This window comes from Oceanobacillus salinisoli (assembly GCF_009733865.1).
Lineage (GTDB): Bacteria > Bacillota > Bacilli > Bacillales > Amphibacillaceae > Oceanobacillus > Oceanobacillus salinisoli.
This window is the reverse complement of record NZ_WOFB01000019.1, coordinates 46,666-66,409: the sequence shown is the minus strand read 5'-3', so window position 1 is coordinate 66,409 and position 19,744 is coordinate 46,666. Positions and strand designations below refer to the sequence as shown.

Annotated in this window: 13 protein-coding genes and 2 riboswitches; of the genes, 11 read left to right on the top strand and 2 right to left on the bottom strand. The window is 40.1% G+C overall.

Annotated features, from left to right (window positions below; all coding sequences use genetic code 11):
* The first annotated feature begins 11 nt into the window (after positions 1 to 11).
* The 3 genes from GMJ66_RS14520 to GMJ66_RS14510 are packed head-to-tail and all read left to right on the top strand — an operon-like array spanning position 12 to position 2,497.
* A complete protein-coding gene (locus GMJ66_RS14520; RefSeq protein WP_156291041.1) occupies positions 12 to 1,121 on the top strand; it encodes a GerAB/ArcD/ProY family transporter in 1,110 nt (369 codons plus the stop codon).
* Complete coding sequence (locus tag GMJ66_RS14515; protein ID WP_156291040.1) at positions 1,111 to 2,292, top strand: Ger(x)C family spore germination protein; 1,182 nt, start codon at positions 1,111 to 1,113, stop codon at positions 2,290 to 2,292. The genes GMJ66_RS14520 and GMJ66_RS14515 overlap by 11 nt, the downstream gene beginning before the upstream one ends.
* A gap of 1 nt (position 2,293) precedes the next feature.
* The gene (locus GMJ66_RS14510) at positions 2,294 to 2,497 is read left to right on the top strand and encodes a hypothetical protein (RefSeq protein WP_197046718.1); all 204 of its coding nucleotides are present in this window, start codon (positions 2,294 to 2,296) and stop codon (positions 2,495 to 2,497) included.
* 7 nt (positions 2,498 to 2,504) lie between these two features.
* On the opposite strand, the gene GMJ66_RS14505 is transcribed toward GMJ66_RS14510, so the two are convergent.
* Positions 2,505 to 3,242 (bottom strand): YqjF family protein, encoded by a 738-nt coding sequence (locus GMJ66_RS14505; RefSeq protein ID WP_156291039.1) that lies wholly within the window; start codon positions 3,240 to 3,242, stop codon positions 2,505 to 2,507.
* Positions 3,243 to 3,471: 229 nt separating this feature from the next.
* Here GMJ66_RS14505 and GMJ66_RS14500 point away from each other — a divergent pair, with 229 nt between their 5' ends.
* The 8 genes from GMJ66_RS14500 (at position 3,472) to GMJ66_RS14465 (ending at position 18,063) form a co-directional block, all read left to right on the top strand.
* On the top strand, positions 3,472 to 4,983 hold the full coding sequence (locus tag GMJ66_RS14500) for an FMN-binding glutamate synthase family protein (protein WP_231514944.1): 1,512 nt from the start codon (positions 3,472 to 3,474) through the stop codon (positions 4,981 to 4,983).
* A 130-nt stretch (positions 4,984 to 5,113) separates the two neighbouring features.
* Positions 5,114 to 6,613, top strand: a complete 1,500-nt coding sequence (locus GMJ66_RS14495; protein WP_156291037.1) for an amidase — start codon at positions 5,114 to 5,116, stop codon at positions 6,611 to 6,613.
* A 632-nt stretch (positions 6,614 to 7,245) separates the two neighbouring features.
* On the top strand, positions 7,246 to 8,781 hold the full coding sequence (locus GMJ66_RS14490) for an AbgT family transporter (protein ID WP_156291036.1): 1,536 nt from the start codon (positions 7,246 to 7,248) through the stop codon (positions 8,779 to 8,781).
* A 979-nt stretch (positions 8,782 to 9,760) separates the two neighbouring features.
* Positions 9,761 to 10,717 (top strand): AAA family ATPase, encoded by a 957-nt coding sequence (locus GMJ66_RS14485; protein ID WP_156291035.1) that lies wholly within the window; start codon positions 9,761 to 9,763, stop codon positions 10,715 to 10,717.
* A gap of 3 nt (positions 10,718 to 10,720) precedes the next feature.
* Entirely contained in the window at positions 10,721 to 11,995 is a 1,275-nt protein-coding gene (locus GMJ66_RS14480; RefSeq protein WP_156291034.1) for a DUF58 domain-containing protein, read from the top strand.
* Entirely contained in the window at positions 11,992 to 14,193 is a 2,202-nt protein-coding gene (locus GMJ66_RS14475) for a transglutaminase domain-containing protein (protein WP_156291033.1), read from the top strand. The genes GMJ66_RS14480 and GMJ66_RS14475 overlap by 4 nt, the downstream gene beginning before the upstream one ends.
* 42 nt (positions 14,194 to 14,235) lie before the next feature.
* Positions 14,236 to 14,337, top strand: a riboswitch (purine riboswitch).
* 333 nt (positions 14,338 to 14,670) lie between these two features.
* A complete protein-coding gene (gene guaA / locus GMJ66_RS14470) occupies positions 14,671 to 16,206 on the top strand; it encodes a glutamine-hydrolyzing GMP synthase (RefSeq protein WP_156291032.1) in 1,536 nt (511 codons plus the stop codon).
* Positions 16,207 to 16,348: 142 nt separating this feature from the next.
* Positions 16,349 to 16,449, top strand: a riboswitch (purine riboswitch).
* A 309-nt stretch (positions 16,450 to 16,758) separates the two neighbouring features.
* Positions 16,759 to 18,063, top strand: a complete 1,305-nt coding sequence (locus GMJ66_RS14465; protein WP_156291031.1) for an NCS2 family permease — start codon at positions 16,759 to 16,761, stop codon at positions 18,061 to 18,063.
* Positions 18,064 to 18,428: 365 nt separating this feature from the next.
* Here GMJ66_RS14465 and GMJ66_RS14460 read toward each other — a convergent pair whose 3' ends face one another.
* Positions 18,429 to 19,583 carry an MFS transporter gene (locus GMJ66_RS14460; protein WP_156291030.1) on the bottom strand — a complete coding sequence of 385 codons (1,155 nt, stop codon included), beginning with the start codon at positions 19,581 to 19,583 and terminating at the stop codon, positions 18,429 to 18,431.
* Positions 19,584 to 19,744: the final 161 nt, after the last annotated feature.

Genomic DNA, 19,744 nt, shown 5'->3' with positions numbered 1-19,744 from the left:
AGAGATCATACATGAGTACTTTTAAATACGGTGACGAAAAAATTACAGACCGGGACATCATGGTTGCTATTCCTTCTATGGCAATTGCAATCGGAATAATCGTCTTTCCGAGATATCTTGCTGAAAAAACGACAGCTTCTGACGGATGGGTTGCTGTAATTCTAGGAGGAACACTAGCCGTTCTAATAACGTGGGCCGTTGCAAAACTAGCAGCAAACTTTCCAAATCAATCTTTTCTCTCTTACTCCTCTTATTTAGTATCAAAGCCAGTTGCAGTTGTGATGACATTGTTATTTTCCTTTCAGGGTATTTTACTTACGGCCTTTGAGCTTGCGGCTATATCAGATATATCGCATCAATATTTATTTGATCGAACACCTATTGAGATGGTTTCCTTGACCTTCTTGCTAGTAGTTGTTTATGCTGTCTCCGGTTCAAGGGCTGGTTTATTTCGACTAAACATGATGTTTCTGCCAATTATCCTTATTACGACAGGTTTGCTGGTTTTTTTGTCCATAGGATATATTGAAAAAGACAATCTCTTACCTGTGTTTAAAACGGATTTCCGAGGTTATGCACAAGGTACGCTGGATAGTGCTTTATCCTATACAGGAATTGGCATTTTATTTTTTTACATTTCACTGGTAAGACATCCTAAAAAAACATCTGGTATGGCTGCTTTTGGAATGTCATGGGCAGTGATTTTGTACACTATTATTTATTTAACATGTATTGCTGTTTTTGGAGAGCAGTCGACAGCAAATATTCGCTTTCCACTTATTGAACTGGCCAAATCAGTAGAAGTACCAGGGGGATTTTTGGAACGGCTGGAATCGGTATTTTTTGTTATATGGATTATGGCTATATTTAATACGACGGCAATGGCTTTTGATGTCGCGGTCATGGCAATAAATTCGGTCTTTCCTAAAGTAAAGAAATTAAACATCATATTTACGTTGTCTCCAATCGTATTTTTCATTTCCATGATTCCTCAAAAATATATGGAAATTGGAAAGCTAGGAGATTGGGTTGGTTATTATGGCTGGGGGATGACAGGCACTACAGCAATCGTACTTTGGGTGATGTATAAAGTCAAAGGAGCGAAACAGAGTGGGAAATAATCGCATTTGCCTAATCTTTCTATTTGTCTGTCTCTGTATGTTTCTTGCAGGATGCTGGGATGCTATTGATTTGGAAGATCGGGGATTTATTGCAGGAGTTGCAGTTGATTCAGCAGAAGAACAGGGGGCAAAAGGAACCTTTGAATTAACCAATCAATTTGTTGTTCCGGCAGGGTTAAGTAATGAATCCAGTGGTGGAGGAGGAAAGGCATATCGCAATTTAAGCCAAACAGGAGAAAGTTTATATGAGATTAATGCTGACATATCAAGACAGGCTAACCGTACGACTACTACCGAGCATCTGCAAATCGTTATTATAGCAAAGGATCTGGTGGAACGGTCTGGGGTATTTATGGATCTTATTGATGTTTTTTTACGCCAGCAAGCGATGAGAAGAGGTATCGTTGTAGCAATTGCCAGCGAAAATGCAAAAGAACTTTTCGAGGTGGAACCAGAGCATGAAAAGGTTCCATCCAAATACCTGAGTGAACTATTAGAAAATCCTGTTAATCCTGAAACAGTAAAACCACTTCAAGTAGGAAAGATACAGGAAGCATTATTAAACAGGAATAGTTTTACTGTTCCACAGTTAAGTGTTTTAACGAATACAAGTGCAAACTATGAAGGAGTAGCAGTCCTGAAAGGGGATACAAGTCAATTGGTTGGCACACTTACTGGGGAAGAAGTGAAGGGAATGAACTTTATAACAGGTGAGGAGATAGAGGGAAGTATGAAAGCGGAAGTAGACGGGAAAATGGCGACTTTCTCTATATTGGAGGGTGGCAGTACCATCACTTTGAAAAATAAAGATAAAAATAATTTACAGTTTCAAGTAGATATTGAAGTGGATGCTCAATTGGCGGAATACTTAGGTGATAAAGATATTTACAAGAAGAAACATTTGCAGGAATTTGAGAAAGTAATGGAAGAGAAAATTAAGAATATAGCAGAAAATACGGTGAAAAAGGTAAAAGATGAGTTTCAAACAGATGTCCTTACTTTTGGTAATCATGTCAGGATGCATCATTATGAACTATGGCAGGAAGTAAAAAATGATTGGGATTTTGGTGAAAACTATTTTGCTGATAGTGATGTCACCATTCAAGTGAATGCAGATTTGAGAGAGCCAGGCAATATCATTCAAGTGAAAAAAGATGGAGAAGGGGAATAATATGTGGAATCAAATCATGGAAAGAATGCCAACAACCTTAGGGTGGATTTTCACGGTTTTGGCATTTTTAATACCGTATGGAACGTATAAAATAAATCAGAAACTTCATAAATCTGGTGATCCTCCATGGAAAAAGGAGGAGTATGACAATCAGTATAATGAAGGGGAAAATCAGGAAACAAACAAACAGCAGCCATCTAATTAAGGGGCAGCTACACGCTTTTTATATTCCAAAAAAGGGTATCCAATTTCTTTGAAAAATGACTTACTGCCGGATAGTTTTCTTTTACTCCGATATTCCATTTCTCGAGCAATGTATTCCGGTGTATTTCTGATTCCGCTTTTTGCAGTTCCCATGGCTGATGATGAATATCCGTTTTGAAAAGATTGGAACGTTTATCTGTACAGTACATGCGATATCTTTCCATCAGCCAATAATCCAAGGAACCTCGGTCAGCGGCATAGATATCTCTCAGTGGTGTAATCGAACCTTCTCCCTTTATATTTGTTTGTCCATTACGGATACATTCAAAATGATAGGAGTGCTGCGATGGTTCGATGGAGATTGAAGCATCATGATAAGGCAATCGGAACCATCTTTTTGCTATTTTTGAGGAGGCCCAGTTATCTACATCGATGGAAAGAAAGTAGACACCTGGTATCCCATTATAAATAACATAAGTTCTCAGGTTAACCTCGGAAAATGCAGGGGTTAGAGAATGAGATGGTATACCTCTTAAATGGATATTCTCCATATCAAATACAACCAAACTAACCCATGCATGGCCATGAAACGTATCGATTTCTAATGAACTTGGAACCCATGAACGTAATAAATTCGGTGAAGTGGGCCAATGGAAAAAGGCGATGTTTTTCCAACTTTGCCGCATTATCCATCGCTTGGAAGGCAGAGGAAATGGCCGATGCTCTGTCACGTTTAATAGGTTCATACCTTCCTTCTACTCCCTTCTGCTAACGCAATAGTCCGATTGTAAGTCGTATCAATACATTATAGAACAGGTTAAAGGTTATTAAACGTCATTTTGGAAAATATAAGATTAAATGCTATTGGTTAGGTAGGGATGGTGAATGTTAGTTATATCGGTTATTAATCTTATATTACTGGTTATATTATTCGGTTTTTTTATGTTTTTCTACTCCAGGTGGAAACAACAAAATTTGGATCAACAGCATACTAAGCAAAGTAATTCGGAAAAGAAACAGGGAAACCCACTCAATCAGCCAACAAGCTCATCAAAAAAATGGCCACACTTCGACGAGCTTACATTTATTCCGGCACAGGTATCCACCTTTCCGATTGATTCGGAGGAAACGGTAGACATACAAGTAACCATCGGTCAACAGGCTAAAAAGCCGCTAAAAGTGGATATTCCAATTCTGATTGGTGGTCTGGCTTATGGACTTTCCTTGGATAAACAAACAAGACTCACCATAGCGGAAGCGGCAAAACAGACCGGTACAGCGCTAAATTCCGGAGAAGGAGGAATTTTGCAGGAGGAAATAGATGCTGCTGGAAAGTATATCTTGCAATTTTCCAAAACGGATTGGGCGAAAGAAGAACAGTTGATCAAACAGGCAGATATGATCGAGATAAAGCTTGGTCAAGGTGGTTCTGCTGGTATGGGTGCGACGATATCATCGGATAGACTAACAGAAAATGCAAAGCAGTCCATGGACTTAAATGGGACGGAAAATGCGGTGATTTATGAACATTTTTTTGAAAATCAATCGACAAATGATATCAAAGAAATGATAAAGGAACTGCGGAATTTATCAAAAGGTGTTCCAATCGGAGTTAAAATCGGTGCTGGAGGAAATCTCGAGCAGGATATCGATGAATTAATTGGGATGGGTGTTGATGCTATTGCAATAGATGGAGGACAGGCTGCAACATATGGTGCTCCATCTATTCTAATGGATGATTTCGGGATTCCTACTTTACATGCTGTCGTTCGGGCAAGTAATCATTTAGAACGAAAACAGTTGAAAGGGGAAATTAGTTTAATCGTCTCAGGTGGGCTTTTTACAGCAGGAGAATTTTTAAAGGCACTTGCTCTTGGAGCGGATGCAGTTTACGTAGGAAGTGCGATATTACAAGCAATGGAAGAAAAGAAAAAGAACGAAACTTCATCAGAGTCGAATAAAGATAACTCCAATAATGAATCAGATGGTGCAAAGAACAAAGATAATTCCAATAATGAATCACAGAATGCATCTAATCAAGACAAGTCAAATAACGAGTCTGAAAAGAAAGGAAAGGGGAATGCAGCAGCAGACTTTTTAACTTCGGCCGTGGAAGAAATAGAAACAGGAATAAGAGCGATGGGAAAACGTTCTTTAAATGAGGTGTCCAAAAAGGATATGGTTTCCTATGATGAAGTGACGGCTAAGATGGTTGGCATTCCATATTCATTTGAACCTCTAAAGAACAAGAAAAATGAAGTGCAGCAGAATCCGGATAATCAAGGTGGGCCCCTTTTAAATGGGGAAGTAATAAATGGGCAGAGTGAGATTGGGCAAGTACAAGCTAAGCAAAGTCCTTTAGAACAGGGAAACCAGAGTACTGCTGAAAAAACTAATCGTAGAAGACGAAGAGCAAGGAGGCGGAGGCAAAGCCAGCAAACAAGCAATCAAACACAGGAAAATCCGAACGACTTAAGCAGTAGCTAGCATTGGAAGTCTTTTATATAAGTGATAAACTGAATGTAAGAGGGTGTTCAAAAAATCTGGTTCATCTTCTTTTTTAAATAGTTATGTATAGTGAATTTACGTAATAAAAGGCTTTTAATGAGGTGTAGATATGGACATCGAAACGTATGTAACATTAGATGCTACTGAGATGGCAAATTTAATTAAAAGGAAAGAAGTAACTCCTAAGGAATTGGTGAAAGCTGCATTTGAACAATTGGAAAAGGTTCAGCCGACTTTAAATGTGGTGACAAATACACGAAAGGAAAAAGCACTGGAGGAAGCAGAACGAATTTTTATGGAAGATGCTCCATTTAATGGTGTGCCTCTTTTATTGAAGAATATATCCCAAAATGTGGAAGGGGAACCAATGACTTCTGGTTCCAAGCTACTTGTGGGAAATCAGTCGAAACATGATTCTTATTTTGTAAAGAGGTTTCGCGATGCCGGCTTTCATTTTTTGGGACATACGAATGCACCGGAATTTGGTCTGAAAAATATCACAGAGCCGGAACTTTATGGTCCAACGAGAAATCCATGGAATACAGCATATTCACCCGGTGGATCCAGTGGTGGGGCGGCAGCAGCAAGCGCTTCAGGTGTGATTCCGCTTGCAGGTGCCAGTGATGGTGGGGGATCGATTCGAATTCCGGCATCATTTACAGGGCTATTTGGATTAAAACCAACGAGAGGTCGTACATCTGTTGGCCCTGGATTCGGAAGACAGTGGCAAGGGGCATCGATTAATTTTGTCCTGAGCAGAAGTGTGAGAGACAGTGCGGCGATGCTGGATCTGCTTCAGGTTGTTCAGCCAGAAGCGGCATTTCAAACGCCTTTGTTTCCAGGGAGCTATAAAGAGGAGATGACCAAGGATTTTGATCGTTCAGTACGTGTAGCTTTTAGTGTAAAATCCCCTGTTGGAACTCCCGTTTCTGAGGAGGCTGTAATGGCTGTGAAGAATACAGTGAAGTGGCTGGAAACCCAGGGACATCACGTGGAAGAAGTGGATAGCCCCGTTGATGGCATTCAACTCATGAAAGATTACTATTTAATGAACAGCGGAGAAATGAATGCTACGATCATTGGCTTAGAGCGTGCATTAGGACGAGCCATTAATTTGGATGATGTGGAAATCGAATCATGGCTTCTACAACATGCAGGAAAATCAGTGACCGCAGCAGCATATACGGACAGCCTTTCATCGTGGGATGTTGCGGCAGAAAGAATGGCGAATTTCCACCGGGTATATGATTTTCACATTACTCCAGCAACGGCATATACAGCACCAAAAGTTGGAGAGCTAACACATAGTCAAGCCTCCAGAGAGAAATTGCTGGAGGAAATGGCCTCGGCAGTTACAGTGGATCAGCAGCAACAGATTATTTATGATATGTTCTTACCTAGCCTTACCTATACTCCGTTCACACAACTGGCTAATCTTACTGGGCAGCCAGCAATGTCTGTACCTGTATATGTTTCCGAGGAAGGACTACCTCTAGGGGTCCAAGTAATGGCCCAAAAAGGCGAGGAACATCGGTTGCTGAAACTTGCTTATCAGCTGGAACAGTCAGACTTGTGGGTTGGAATGCAAGGAAATCCGTATTTTAAGTAGATCCGGAAATAAGCAGAGTTAGCGGCACCCCTAATGAATGGGGGGCCTATTTTCACTGGAGAAAATTTCCGTTAGATTAAATTTATCACGTGATTAACTGGCTGTAAGACCCCCGCTTCAAGAATTCGAGATGCCTAAGGAATTATAAGTAGGGGACCAACAGCTAGTAAATTCCTGATTCGTTCAGAGGCCTTTAGGTCATCCTTTAGTGCTAACAATCAGTGGGGGATGGAAAAACCCCCCCACTGATTGAAGATTCACTTTATCTAAAACGCTGGAGGAGATATAGCATACGAAACGAACGAGCCTCCCTCCAAACCGAGCGACCACTAAACCAAATTAATCGTGCAATCCTCAAAATCGGTTGCAAACTACTCATTCGTGTGTTCAAGGAAAACAAACTAAATCCACTTTTAAGTAATATTGCTTTCCTAACAAGAATAGTAATTCAACGAAGGGTCAAAACGACAAGAGTATAACTCTTTGTAATAACGGGAACCTCAAGAAATATGTTGCAATTCCTACTACTTTTGTGTGGGTTTTCAACGATAGGTAATGAGGTTTATAATAATAACTGGTCAAATGCTTTAATTATATTCGGAATATTAAAACGAAAAAGAAAGGGAGTAACTATGAGTAAAAATAGAAGAGGTTTGTTCCAGCGTTCCTTGGACGGAATTGAAACAGTAGGGAATAAACTGCCGCATCCGGTAACATTGTTTGCGATTCTAGCATTTGGTGTTTTGTTTCTTTCCGCACTCTTACAGCCATTGGGAATTAGTGTTGAGCACCCCGGAGATAAAGGGGAAATGGTTGAGATTAATAATCTATTAAGTGCAGAAGGGATCCAATATATTTTTACAAGCATGACAGATAACTTCATCGGTTTCGCGCCTTTAGGCGTTGTGCTCTTGACCATGCTTGGTATTGGGGTTGCAGAACGTACTGGCCTGATTAGTGCTTTGCTTAGAGGATTTGTACTATCTGTACCAAATCGCTTTATTACCTTAGGATTAGTATTTGCCGGTGTTATGTCCAGTGTGGGATCAGATGCTGGGTATGTCGTACTTCCACCACTTGGTGCGTTAATCTTTGCAGCGCTTGGGAGACATCCGTTAGCAGGTCTTGCTGCTGCATTTGCTGGTGTATCAGCCGGATTTAGTGCGAACTTGTTCTTATCTGGTACAGATGCAATGCTTGGTGAGCTTACCATTGCAGGTGCTGCCATTATTGATCCTGAATATGCAGGGACAATAAGTATTGCGATGAACTATTACTTTATTATTGTTTCAACGTTTATTCTTACCTTTATCGGTGCGTGGGTTACGGAGCGCATTGTTGAACCTCGTTTGGGCGAGTATAAAGGTGAATATCGTGAGAAACTGGAAATCTTAACTTCTATAGAGAAGAAAGGAATACTTTGGGCGGGTGTATCTGTTCTTGTTTCTTTAATTCTAGTATCCTTGCTCATCTTACCGGAAAATGCACCACTTAGAGGTACAGAAGGAAACTGGGTGGATCAAATTATTCAATCTCCTTTTATGGGCTCGCTCGTACCAATCATTGCGATTCTATTTTTCATTCCGGGACTCGTTTATGGGTTGGTGACGAAATCCATTCGCAGTGATAAAGACGTGGCAGCACAAATGTCCGATACGATGGCGTCAATGGGCATGTTTATTGTCCTTGCATTTACTGCAGGACAGTTCGTTGCTTACTTTAATGAATCCAATATGGGTCTAGTACTCGGTGTATATGGAGCGGAGTTTTTAGATAGCATTAACCTGACAGGGATTCCTTTAATTTTAATGTTTATTTTAATCACCGCATTTATTAACCTATTTATCGGAAGTGCATCTGCAAAATGGGCCATGATGGCACCGGTCTTTGTGCCAATCATGATGCAGCTTGGCTATTCACCAGAGCTAACACAAATGGCTTATCGCATTGCCGATTCAACCACGAATATCATATCTCCATTAATGACATACTTTGCGATTATTATTGCTTTTGCACAGAAATATGATAAGAAAATGGGAATTGGTACACTGGTTTCAACGATGGTACCATATTCTATGTTCTTCCTTATTGGATGGAGCTTTTTGCTGGTCGTATGGATGCTACTTGGTTTACCACTAGGACCAGGAGCACCGATTTTATATCAATGAATGTTGTAAAGGATTCTTATCTTATGTTCAAGGAAGTGGATTTCTTCGAAGAGGGCTGAAGCGTTACCCTAAGGTGCGTGACTACCCGCAGCAGAAATCAACGTGCACTTTATATCGCATTTCATATCAACTGCAAACATGCAATAAAGTTTTCTAAAGAAAAGCGCAAGAGCCCGTTTAGCGACATACGGACTGCGCCTGGCCACGCCAGGTGGTTCGGTGTTGCCGCGCTAAGCGGCGGTTTTAGCCGAACAGTCCCCGTAGGAGATTAGATGATCTTGATTTTTACGAATGTAAAAATCTTAGTGAATCTTATGCTTGAAGAGCGAAAAGGAAACATGCCCCTTCATAGGGGTATGCCGCCGCCTGAGCGCTAGCCCGCCTTTAGTCGGCCTTCCTAAACTTGAGTCGATGTTGACTTTCACCGCAAGGGTATAAGTGCGACTAAGCCTCTGGTTTCACCAATCGGCAAGTCTTCTTTATCGTACGGAGGTGAGGGAAGTCCGCTAGTCGCTGGGCGATGGAGCTAGACATCAAAGCGCAAATTTATACTTTCTTATCTTTCTAAAAAAGGAAGCAAGTAGAAGGTTAACTTGCTTCCTTTTTAGAAAATAAAGTATCCTGCTATTATTAATAAATTACCCAAGAAGAGCAAGTAGTAATTTTCCTTACCTTTCTTTAAAATCAACAACACCTCATCCACCAGACTAAAAACAAACGAAATCCCGCATACTAGTTTAAAAACTTCATATAGTGTGTATACTAATTTCAGAAAAAGTAAAAAATTCCAGCGAGGCATTATTCCAACCTCATAAAGGAACAACATTTCAGGAAAAGTGTCACATTCACTGGCGGACAAGTAGTCGCAGGTTTTCTAGCAAAAATTCTACTTTTACTTGAATGTTTTTTCTTGTATAGTTATAATATATGGCTTTAGTTTTAGAATGAAGTGAAGTAGATGAGAGGGGCGAAGGAATACATGCAGGATACAACCGTATATAACGAAAAGATCGAAAAAGTGCTGGCCAATATTAATAAAGTAATGATCGGAAAAGAGGATGTCGCAACACTTAGTTTAGTAGCATTACTCGCCGAAGGACATGTCCTGTTGGAAGATGTACCAGGGGTTGGGAAGACGATGCTCGTTCGGGCATTGGCTAAGTCACTAGATTGTGATTTTAGAAGAATTCAATTCACCCCAGATTTACTTCCATCAGATGTTACAGGCATTTCTATATATAATCCCAAAGAATTAGAGTTTGAGTTTCGCGCTGGTCCGATTTTAGGAAATATTATTCTTGCGGACGAAATCAACCGTACTTCTCCCAAGACACAATCATCACTCCTTGAAGCAATGGAGGAGAAAAATGTTACCGTAGATGGACAATCTATACCTCTGAAAAAGCCCTTCTTTGTTATGGCAACCCAAAATCCAATTGAGTATGAAGGAACGTACCCATTACCGGAAGCACAGTTAGACCGTTTTATTTTAAAACTGAAAATGGGTTATCCGACGTTTATGGAAGAATTAGAGATTCTGGAACGAACATCAACCAATCATCCAATTGAAGAAATAGAAGCGGTCATGACAAGGGATGAACTAGTAGCAATACAGCAGGAAGTCAGAGAGGTTTATATTGATAGAAATATCCAGCAATACATTATTAATCTTGTAACAAAAACAAGAGAAGATTTTGCAACATATCTGGGAGTAAGCCCAAGGGGAGCTATTGCATTAATGAAAGCGGCCAAGGCCTATGCCTATATTTATGAAAGGGACTACGTTTTACCTGATGATGTAAAACTGCTGGCTCCCTATGTGATGGGACATCGAATTATCCTCACTTCTGAAGCGAAATATGAGGGAATGACGAGTGAAGATGTCATTGCGAATATTGTGAAAACAACGCATATTCCGATTCGAAAGGACTTTTAGTGGATGAAGAAATCACTGAAGTTTTTTGGGAATTTAATATTTATCATTGCTTTAATTGCGATATTGTTTTCCTATGCCATGTTTCAGGGTGGGTTTGTCAGCTGGTTTTTATTTGCCGGCTTTTTCCCAATTTTAATCTATCACTTAGGTTTTCTCCTTTATCCAATAAATAACTGGGACGTCACCAGACAATTATCGCGTCAGGTCATTCGCGCTGGTGATTCGGTATCGATTTCAATTAATATAGAACGAAAAGTTCCCTTTCCTATTTATTACTGTGTCTTTGAAGAAGTGCTACCTATTTCTCTTAACAAGGTGGAAAACGGGCAACAGAAGTATTTTTATATGGAACAGCCTAACAAATTAATGGTACAGCGGAAAGTGAAGAAAGCCGTATTTCCATGGTTTAAGCGGAATATTCAGCTGGACTATTCGATTGCCCATGTACCAAGGGGGCAGCATACATTAAAAGAAATTCGTGTGAAAACTGGAGATATCTTCGGATTTGTGAAAAAAGAGCACGTATTTCCTGTTGAGGACGGACTGATTGCCAATCCGGGTCAGCTGGCCGTACGCATGAACAATCAAATCAGTAATTTTGAGCAAGGAACGGTAGCCTCTGCAACGAATCGTGTAACCAATACAAACGTTGCGGCAGGAGTTCGTGAATATGAGCCTGGCGATCGCTTTTCCTGGATTGACTGGAAGCAAACAGCGAGGAAAAACACGGTCATGACCAAGGAATTCGAACAGGAAAAAAGCACGAATATTTTAATCGTATTAGACAGTTGTCATTACCCGGCACTTAATCCGCTGGCATATGAAGCGTCCATCGAGCTAACATTGGCCTTAATGGAAACCATCCAGAAAAAGGATACAGAAGTTGGATTGCTGACCATTGGTGGAGAGGAGGAGAAAGCTTATTTCCCAATGCATCAGGATTCAGCGGCGAAAAGTATGATTGTTAATCATCTGTCCCAATTAGAGGCACAGGGAAAACGCTCTTTTTCTTTGCAGTTGAAAGAACAAATGATGCAAATGGGTAGTGGGGAAATGGTATTTGTGATTACCACACAGATGGATGAAACATTTAAACAAACGATTGAACAACTAAATAAGCGGATGAATCGGATGGTAGTTTTGTTTATTCAATCTTCTTTATTTATTACGGAAATACAACAGAAGATAATTGGACAGTTCAGGATACAAGGAATAGGCGTACAAATGATTACGGAAGAACAATTAGTGAAAAAACCGATTGAGGTGAATGTGCAGTGAATCGAGCAACGAAAAACAAATCAACGATACTATACACCTCTGTGCTTTATGTTTGCAGTTTCTTTCTGTTTCTGGAATGGCTGTATCCGCTGGAAGATATTACAGATACAACGAGTATAACGGCATTTATTCTTTATGCGGTTTTTTGCTTTATTATCTCGATGCTGCAATTAAAGTGGTGGATATCCTATTTATTAAAGGGGTTTGGTCTCGTCTTCCTCCTTCATGGACTATTTTTTGACCAGCCGCTACTCAGTATCCTTTGGCTGGAACAATTGCTAATGGAATTCTCCTTTAATATACAAGCACTTATTTCACAGGAATTGTATTATCTCACTCCATTATTTCGCAGCTTTCTGTTTTTAATATTAATATGGTTAATGAGTTATTTACTCCATTACTGGTTTGTACAGATGAAACGAATTTTTCTGTTTGTTTTGTTAACCTTTGTTTATTTGACGATATTGGATACGTTTACTGCTTATGATGCAGGAATCTCAGTCGTTCGGTCTTTTGTCATCTCGCTGATTGCTTTAGCCATTTCCAATTTGCTAAAAGAATTGGATCATGAACAAATCCGGTTAGCGTGGATGAAGAAAACATCGGCCTGGCTTACACCACTTATTGCCATCGTTATTTTTTCTACATTGGTTGGTTTTGCCGTACCAAAAGTGGAACCGCAATGGCCTGATCCTGTTCCGTTTATACACAGTGCTGCAGAGGGGGCTGGTGGTACAGGGGCTGCCACACAGAAAGTAGGCTATGGGGAGGATGATTCCAGACTTGGTGGATCATTTGTTCAGGATTATACGCCTGTCTTTACTGCGAATGTCCATGATTCGCATTATTGGCGAGTAGAAACGAAAGATTTATATACTGGAAAAGGATGGGAACTGTCATCTGAACCAGAATATGAAGAACTGGAAAATGGAATGATTGGGCTGGAAATGTTCTCAGACGAGGTAGCCTCAGAAAGTCTAACAGGGCTTATCGAGCTGCATAATCCATCAATTGGAAAGTTAATGTATCCATATGGTGCTACTCAAGCAGAAGAGTTAACGGGGATAGAAACGAGCTTTTCACTGGATCCAAACTCTGAAGCGGTACAAACTGAATTTAACACGACACCTGAGATGGCCGTGTACCAGGTCGAGTATGACAACCCGTCCTTTGCAATTAATCAGCTGAGAAATAGCTCTGAGGAAGATCCGGCAGACATAACGGACCGGTACACACAGCTTCCTTCCTCCTTGCCGGATCGAGTCGGAGAATTGGCAGAAGAAATTACCGCAGATGAGGATAGTCGCTATGATAAGGCAAAAGCGATTGAAAGATACTTCAGCAGTAATGGATTTGAATATCAGACGACAGATGTCCCCGTTCCTCAAGGTAATCAGGATTATGTAGATCAATTTTTATTTGAGTCGCAGGTCGGTTATTGTGATAACTTTTCCTCTGCCATGGTTGTAATGCTTCGTTCATTGGATATTCCGACAAGATGGGCAAAAGGCTTTACCAGTGGAGAGCTAATTGAAAACAATGTTGGGGAAGAACCAGATGTGTACCAGGTTACCAATGCAAATGCCCATTCATGGGTTGAAGTATATTTTCCTGGATCAGGGTGGGTTCCATTTGAACCGACACAAGGATTTTCTAACCCTACTGATTTTCATTTAGGTGAAACTCAAAGCGATAATCAAACAGAGGATGATGTACTGGAAGCGCCGGAAGATATTCAAGAACAGGAAGAAGAGGAACAAGAGGAATTAGAAGAGGAAGAAGCGGAAACGGCATTTAGTCCAACTTCAGGCAATACGGAATCTGGTGGAAGCAATTGGTGGTTTGGAATCATTGGACTTGCCGTATTAGCGGTGCTTGCATTCTTCATATATAAAACGAGATATCGCTGGCAAACGAAGGTCGTATCTGCGAGATTGGCTAAAACACAGGATACGGAAACATTTCAAGATGCCTATCATTATTTAATGAAAGTATTAAACGATAAAGGGTATGAAAAAGCACCTGATCAGACATTAAGAGAATATGCGGATCAGATTGATTCCAGCTATGGATCAAAAGAAATGGGACAGCTTACAAACTATTATGAGCGTGTCCTGTACAAAAACGAATTATCTAATCAGCATGTAGTGGAACTCACGCAATTATGGAAAAATTTAATTAATCGTATAATGGGTTGACCTCGTGCACGTTGGTTAGTAGAATATAGAAATAATGAAGACACAATAAAAATAAATGCCTTTCGTATATCCTCGATAATATGGTTCGAAAGTCTCTACCGGGGCACCGTAAATGCCCTGACTATGAAGGCAGAAAATCTAACGGTTTACACGAAAACTTGGATTTCTGCCTTTTTGTAGTTTTTTTACTATAAAAAGCAGGAGTTCAAGTTTTTTCAGTTTCTATAAGTGTGTGTTCGAATAAGATGGTAAAAAGGACCGAGAAGTTCGAGGTGGCGTGAGCTCCTTTAGTTCCGGGCTTCCACGGAGGTGGGACCTCGACGTTCGACTTAAGACTTGTTAGTATTTAGTCGAAGCTCCTCTATCTTGATGTTATTTTTACTGGACTTTTTAGAACAACCTCTTATAAAGGATAGATAGATTGGGAAACTATTTTTAAGGATAGACCATTAAAGGAATAGATAGGAGCGTACAAACATGGGTAATGATGAAATGATTCTTGTATTGGACTTTGGCAGCCAATACAATCAATTAATAACTCGCCGTATTAGGGAATTTGGGGTGTATAGTGAATTGCACTCCCATAAATTAACGGCTGAAGAAATTAAGGAAATGAATCCTAAAGGAATTATTCTTTCAGGTGGACCTCATAGTGTATATGATGAAAATAGTTTCCGCACAGATGAGAAACTATTTGATTTAGATATACCGATTTTAGGAATTTGCTATGGAATGCAATTAATGGCGCTTCACTATGATGGTAAAGTTGAAAAGGCGAAAAACCGTGAATACGGGAAAGCGCTGATTGATTTAAATGATCAGCCAATTCTTTTTAAAGATACACCGGACAAGCAAACGGTATGGATGAGCCATGGGGATAAAGTGACGGTTGCCCCTGAAGGATTCCAGGTTGATGCAACAAGCCATTCAACACCAATAGCTGCCATGAGTCATCAGGCGGAAAAATTATACGGTGTACAGTTCCATCCTGAAGTTCGCCATTCCGAGTATGGAAATGATGTGCTAAAACATTTCGTATTTGATGTATGTGGAAGTGCTGGAAACTGGAGTATCGAAAACTTTATTGAGCAGGAAGTTGCAAACATTCAGGCTAAAGTTGGTAATAAAAAAGTATTATGTGCCCTTAGTGGTGGGGTGGATTCATCGGTTGTTGCTGCACTTATTCATAAAGCAATTGGTGATCAGCTAACATGTATCTTCGTTGACCACGGTTTGCTTCGTAAAAACGAAGCAGATGATGTGATGAAAGTTTTTGCCGAAGATTTCCATATGAATGTCATTAAAGTGGATGCTAAAGACCGTTTCCTTTCTAAACTTAAAGGTGTCGATGACCCAGAGAAAAAACGTAAAATTATCGGTAATGAATTCATCTATGTCTTTGATGATGAAGCGGATAAGCTAAAAGATATTGATTATCTAGCACAGGGAACCCTCTACACGGATGTGATTGAAAGTGGTACAGATACTGCTCAAACGATTAAGTCACATCACAATGTTGGCGGATTGCCGGAAGATATGCAATTTGAATTAATTGAACCATTAAATACGTTATTTAAAGATGAAGTACGAGAGCTTGGGTCACAGTTGGGAATTCCGGATTATATTGTTTGGCGGCAACCATTCCCAGGGCCGGGACTTGCGATTCGTGTATTAGGTGAAATAACGGAAGAAAAACTGGAAATTGTCCGCGAATCCGATGCCATCCTCCGTGAGGAAATTGCTGCCGCTGGATTAGATCGCGATATCTGGCAATACTTTACCGTGCTTCCTAACATTAAAAGTGTGGGAGTTATGGGAGATGCAAGAACGTATGATTATACAATTGGAATTCGTGCGGTAACATCGATTGACGGTATGACATCAGACTGGGCACGTATTCCTTGGGATGTACTGGAGAAAATTTCAACTCGTATCGTAAATGAAGTAGCGCATATTAATCGCGTTGTGTATGATGTAACGAGTAAGCCACCTGCAACGATTGAGTGGGAGTAAATTTGGGTCTGTAATGGACGGAAAAAAACAGTGGGAACTTTTTGTTCTTGCTGTTTTTTTGATTAAATACGAACAAAAATGTTAATTTTTTATAAAATATTCGACTTTTATTGACAAAGGTTGATGCGGTTAGTAATATAGTAATGTAATTTTAATAGAAATGCGTATAATTTCGGGGATATGGCCCAGAGTTTCTACCAGACTGCCGTAAATAGTCTGACTACGCAGAGATATAGTAATGAAACAGGTTATTTAATCATTGCTTTTTCTGCCGTAGCACTCTTGGGATTTCCATGGGTGTTTTTTGTTGCGTTAGTATAAATATATGAAATTTTGTAAAAAAGAGGCAAATCCCGAGTTTTTTAATGTTTTTAGGAAATCATAAATTTTAGCATATGGGAATTATTTTTACATGACAAAGATGTAGAAATCATATGTCACTAAATCGTGCACCCCCTTTAATTTTAGTTGCGTTTTGAAAGACAGTTTTATGGAAAAGCGACAAAAACTATGGAAGAGCTTTGTTTTTATCTATTTTAAGGAGGAAAAGGAATGAAAAAGTATTTTCAGTTTGAGGAATTGGGTACCAGCTACAAAACAGAATTTACAGCCGGTTTAACTACATTCTTGGCGATGGCCTATATATTATTTGTCAACCCAGCGGTGCTTGGTGATGCGGGGATGGATCAGGGAGCAGTGTTTGTCGCAACTGCACTTGCTGCTGCAGTCGGTTCCCTAATTATGGGGCTGGTTGCTAAATATCCAGTTGTTCTTGCGCCAGGGATGGGACTGAATGCATTCTTTGCTTATACGGTTGTTTTAGGTTACGGAATTCCTTGGGAGTCGGCACTAGCTGGTGTTTTAGCTTCTGGTATTATCTTTATTATCTTAACGTTAACTGGAATTCGCGAAAAAATTATTAATGCCATCCCATCCAATTTAAAGATGGCAGTTGGTGCGGGTATTGGTTTATTTATTGCTTTCATCGGTTTAACCAATGCGGGAATTGTCGTTGCGGATGAGGCTACATTTCTTGCCCTTGGTGATGTGATGTCACCGTCTGTATTATTAACTATTTTTGGACTTGTCGTTTCGGTTATCCTTTTAACAAAAGGAATTAGAGCTGGAATTTTCTATGGAATGATTACTACTGCGATTGTGGGTATGTTCTTTGGCTTAGTTCCGGTTCCAACAGGTCTTGGTGACATCGTAGGTTCGGTTCCAAGTATTGCACCGACATTTGGACAAGCATTTCTGCATTTTGGTGATATCTTTACCATCGAGATGCTCGTTGTTATTTTAACTTTCTTATTTGTTGACTTCTTTGATACGGCTGGAACATTAATGGCAGTTGCGTCACAGGCTGGTTTAGTGAAGGATAATAAATTGCCTCGAGCAGGTAAAGCATTGTTCTCTGATTCTGCCGCAACGGTTGTTGGTGCAACAGTAGGTACGTCAACTACTACTTCTTATGTTGAATCCACTGCCGGTGTTGGTGTCGGTGGACGTACAGGATTTACCGCTGTGGTAGCAGCAGGATTTTTCCTTTTAGCATTGTTCTTTTCACCATTACTAGGCATCGTCACTACAGAAGTGACTGCACCAGCATTAATCATCGTCGGTGTTTTGATGGCAAACCAATTGAAGAATGTCGAATGGGATAAATTTGAAATTGCTGTACCAGCATTCTTTACGGTATTGATGATGCCAATCACTTATAGTATTGCCACTGGTATTGCCATTGGATTTATCTTCTATCCAATCACAATGATTGTAAAAGGCCGTGCAAAAGAAATTAATCCAATTATGTACGGATTGTTTGTTATCTTTATTTTGTACTTTATTTTCTTAAACTAGACGGTTCATAATTAATAAGAAATAGAAAGCGAAAGAAAAGGCTGGAGCCCCGTATGTTAAAGGGCCTCAGCCTTTTCTTATCAGATAAAAAAAGTATAAATTTGCGCTTTGATGTCTAGCTCCATCGCCCAGCGACTAGCGGACTTCCCTCACCTCCGTACGATAAGTCAACATCGACTCCCTCCGTTCGTCGCGTTTCCTTTATCTCCTACAGGGACTGTTCGGTTAAACCCGCCGCTTTGCGCGGCAACACCGAACCACCTGGCATGGCCAGGCGCAGTCCGTACGTCGCTAAACGGGCGCTTGCGCTTTTCTTATCATTCGACAAATTCCGGGAAGTGACAGGCACCATAACGGCACCGTTTCTATTTTTCTTTTCCGAATGGGAGTGCGTGATAGGCAATGAGCAGTATGGTTCCTGCTGTGGCCAGGCATCCCATGATGAAGTACAGGAAGTTTCCTCCGAAGTTATCCATGATGGCCCCGCCTGCAAGGGATCCGATAATTCCGGATAATCCAAAGAACACGGCGAAGAATACAAGGTGTCCAGTAGATTGCAGGAGCTTCGGAATGAGTCTAGTCACATATTCAAATGCTGCTGTGTAAAATACACCAAAGGTTAATCCGTGCAGAAATTGCAAGGCGATAATGTACATTGGATCATCAACGACCGCATAAAGGAACCAGCGGATAGAATATAGAATCCCCGCAGCAATGATAAACACCATGGAATGGAACTTTCTGAACCAAAACCGTGCAAAAGCGAAGACAATTGCTTCCATAAGGACGCCGACAAACCAGGCAAGACCAACCAACCCTTCACTGCCACCAAGCTCTGTGATGTAAAGGGCCATATAGCTGTCATTTGTTCGGTGGCTGATGGTAATCAACACAACAACACTTAAAAAGATTACAAATGGTTTATTTTTAAAGAGCTTATTCACGTCCTTTAAACTGACGGGGTCTGACTCTACTTCTACATCTTTTAGTGGAATAGTAGCAAGTAATGCCATTACACCGAAGAAAAGGTAAGGGAAAATCATATATTGAATACCGATCACATCAAGAACTCTTCCAACTACCAAAGAAGAAATCGCAAACCCAATCGATCCCCACGTACGAATCGTTCCAAAGGCGATATGTAAATCATCTGCACGGCGCTGTGCCAAGCTATCGCCAAGTGCACCAATTGGAGTCGTAAAGAAATAAAAGACGGCCCCCATTAAAATAATGGTTATTAACGTGTTCATTTGGAAAAATAATGTACCTCCAATGATCAGACCGATGATACAAATAATTAATGTCCATTTTACTGTTTTGTATTTATCGCTCATATATCCCCAAAAAGGCTGAGCGAGCATGGATGCAAGCGGTCCGATCGCAAGTACCCATCCAATTTCTGTTTCATTGAGCTCCTTATACTGTAAATATAATGGCAAAAAACTAATGATAACGGTATTGGACGCATGAAAACTGAATAATAGGGTTTTTAAAGGTATAACCGATTCATTTTTTGACAAAAAATTCCTCTCCTGACTACGCTTGTATGAATGTTTTCGTTACTAAAAACTATATCACTTATTTTTCGTTTTGTAATTCTCATAATGAAGATTGTTTTATCGTTGGTAGACATAAAGATTAAAAGACATTAGACTATAATTAATTTTTTCAATAAAAAGGA

Bases quoted from the DNA above. Each gene is read 5' to 3' on its own strand.
- GMJ66_RS14485 (WP_156291035.1), top strand. From the start codon at position 9,761: ATGCAGGATACAACCGTATATAACGAAAAGATCGAAAAAGTGCTGGCC.
- GMJ66_RS14510 (WP_197046718.1), top strand. From the start codon at position 2,294: ATGTGGAATCAAATCATGGAAAGAATGCCAACAACCTTAGGGTGGATT.
- GMJ66_RS14505 (WP_156291039.1), bottom strand. From the start codon at position 3,242: ATGAACCTATTAAACGTGACAGAGCATCGGCCATTTCCTCTGCCTTCC.
- GMJ66_RS14495 (WP_156291037.1), top strand. From the start codon at position 5,114: ATGGACATCGAAACGTATGTAACATTAGATGCTACTGAGATGGCAAAT.
- GMJ66_RS14465 (WP_156291031.1), top strand. From the start codon at position 16,759: ATGAAAAAGTATTTTCAGTTTGAGGAATTGGGTACCAGCTACAAAACA.
- GMJ66_RS14490 (WP_156291036.1), top strand. From the start codon at position 7,246: ATGAGTAAAAATAGAAGAGGTTTGTTCCAGCGTTCCTTGGACGGAATT.
- guaA (WP_156291032.1), top strand. From the start codon at position 14,671: ATGGGTAATGATGAAATGATTCTTGTATTGGACTTTGGCAGCCAATAC.
- GMJ66_RS14520 (WP_156291041.1), top strand. From the start codon at position 12: ATGAGTACTTTTAAATACGGTGACGAAAAAATTACAGACCGGGACATC.
- GMJ66_RS14480 (WP_156291034.1), top strand. From the start codon at position 10,721: ATGAAGAAATCACTGAAGTTTTTTGGGAATTTAATATTTATCATTGCT.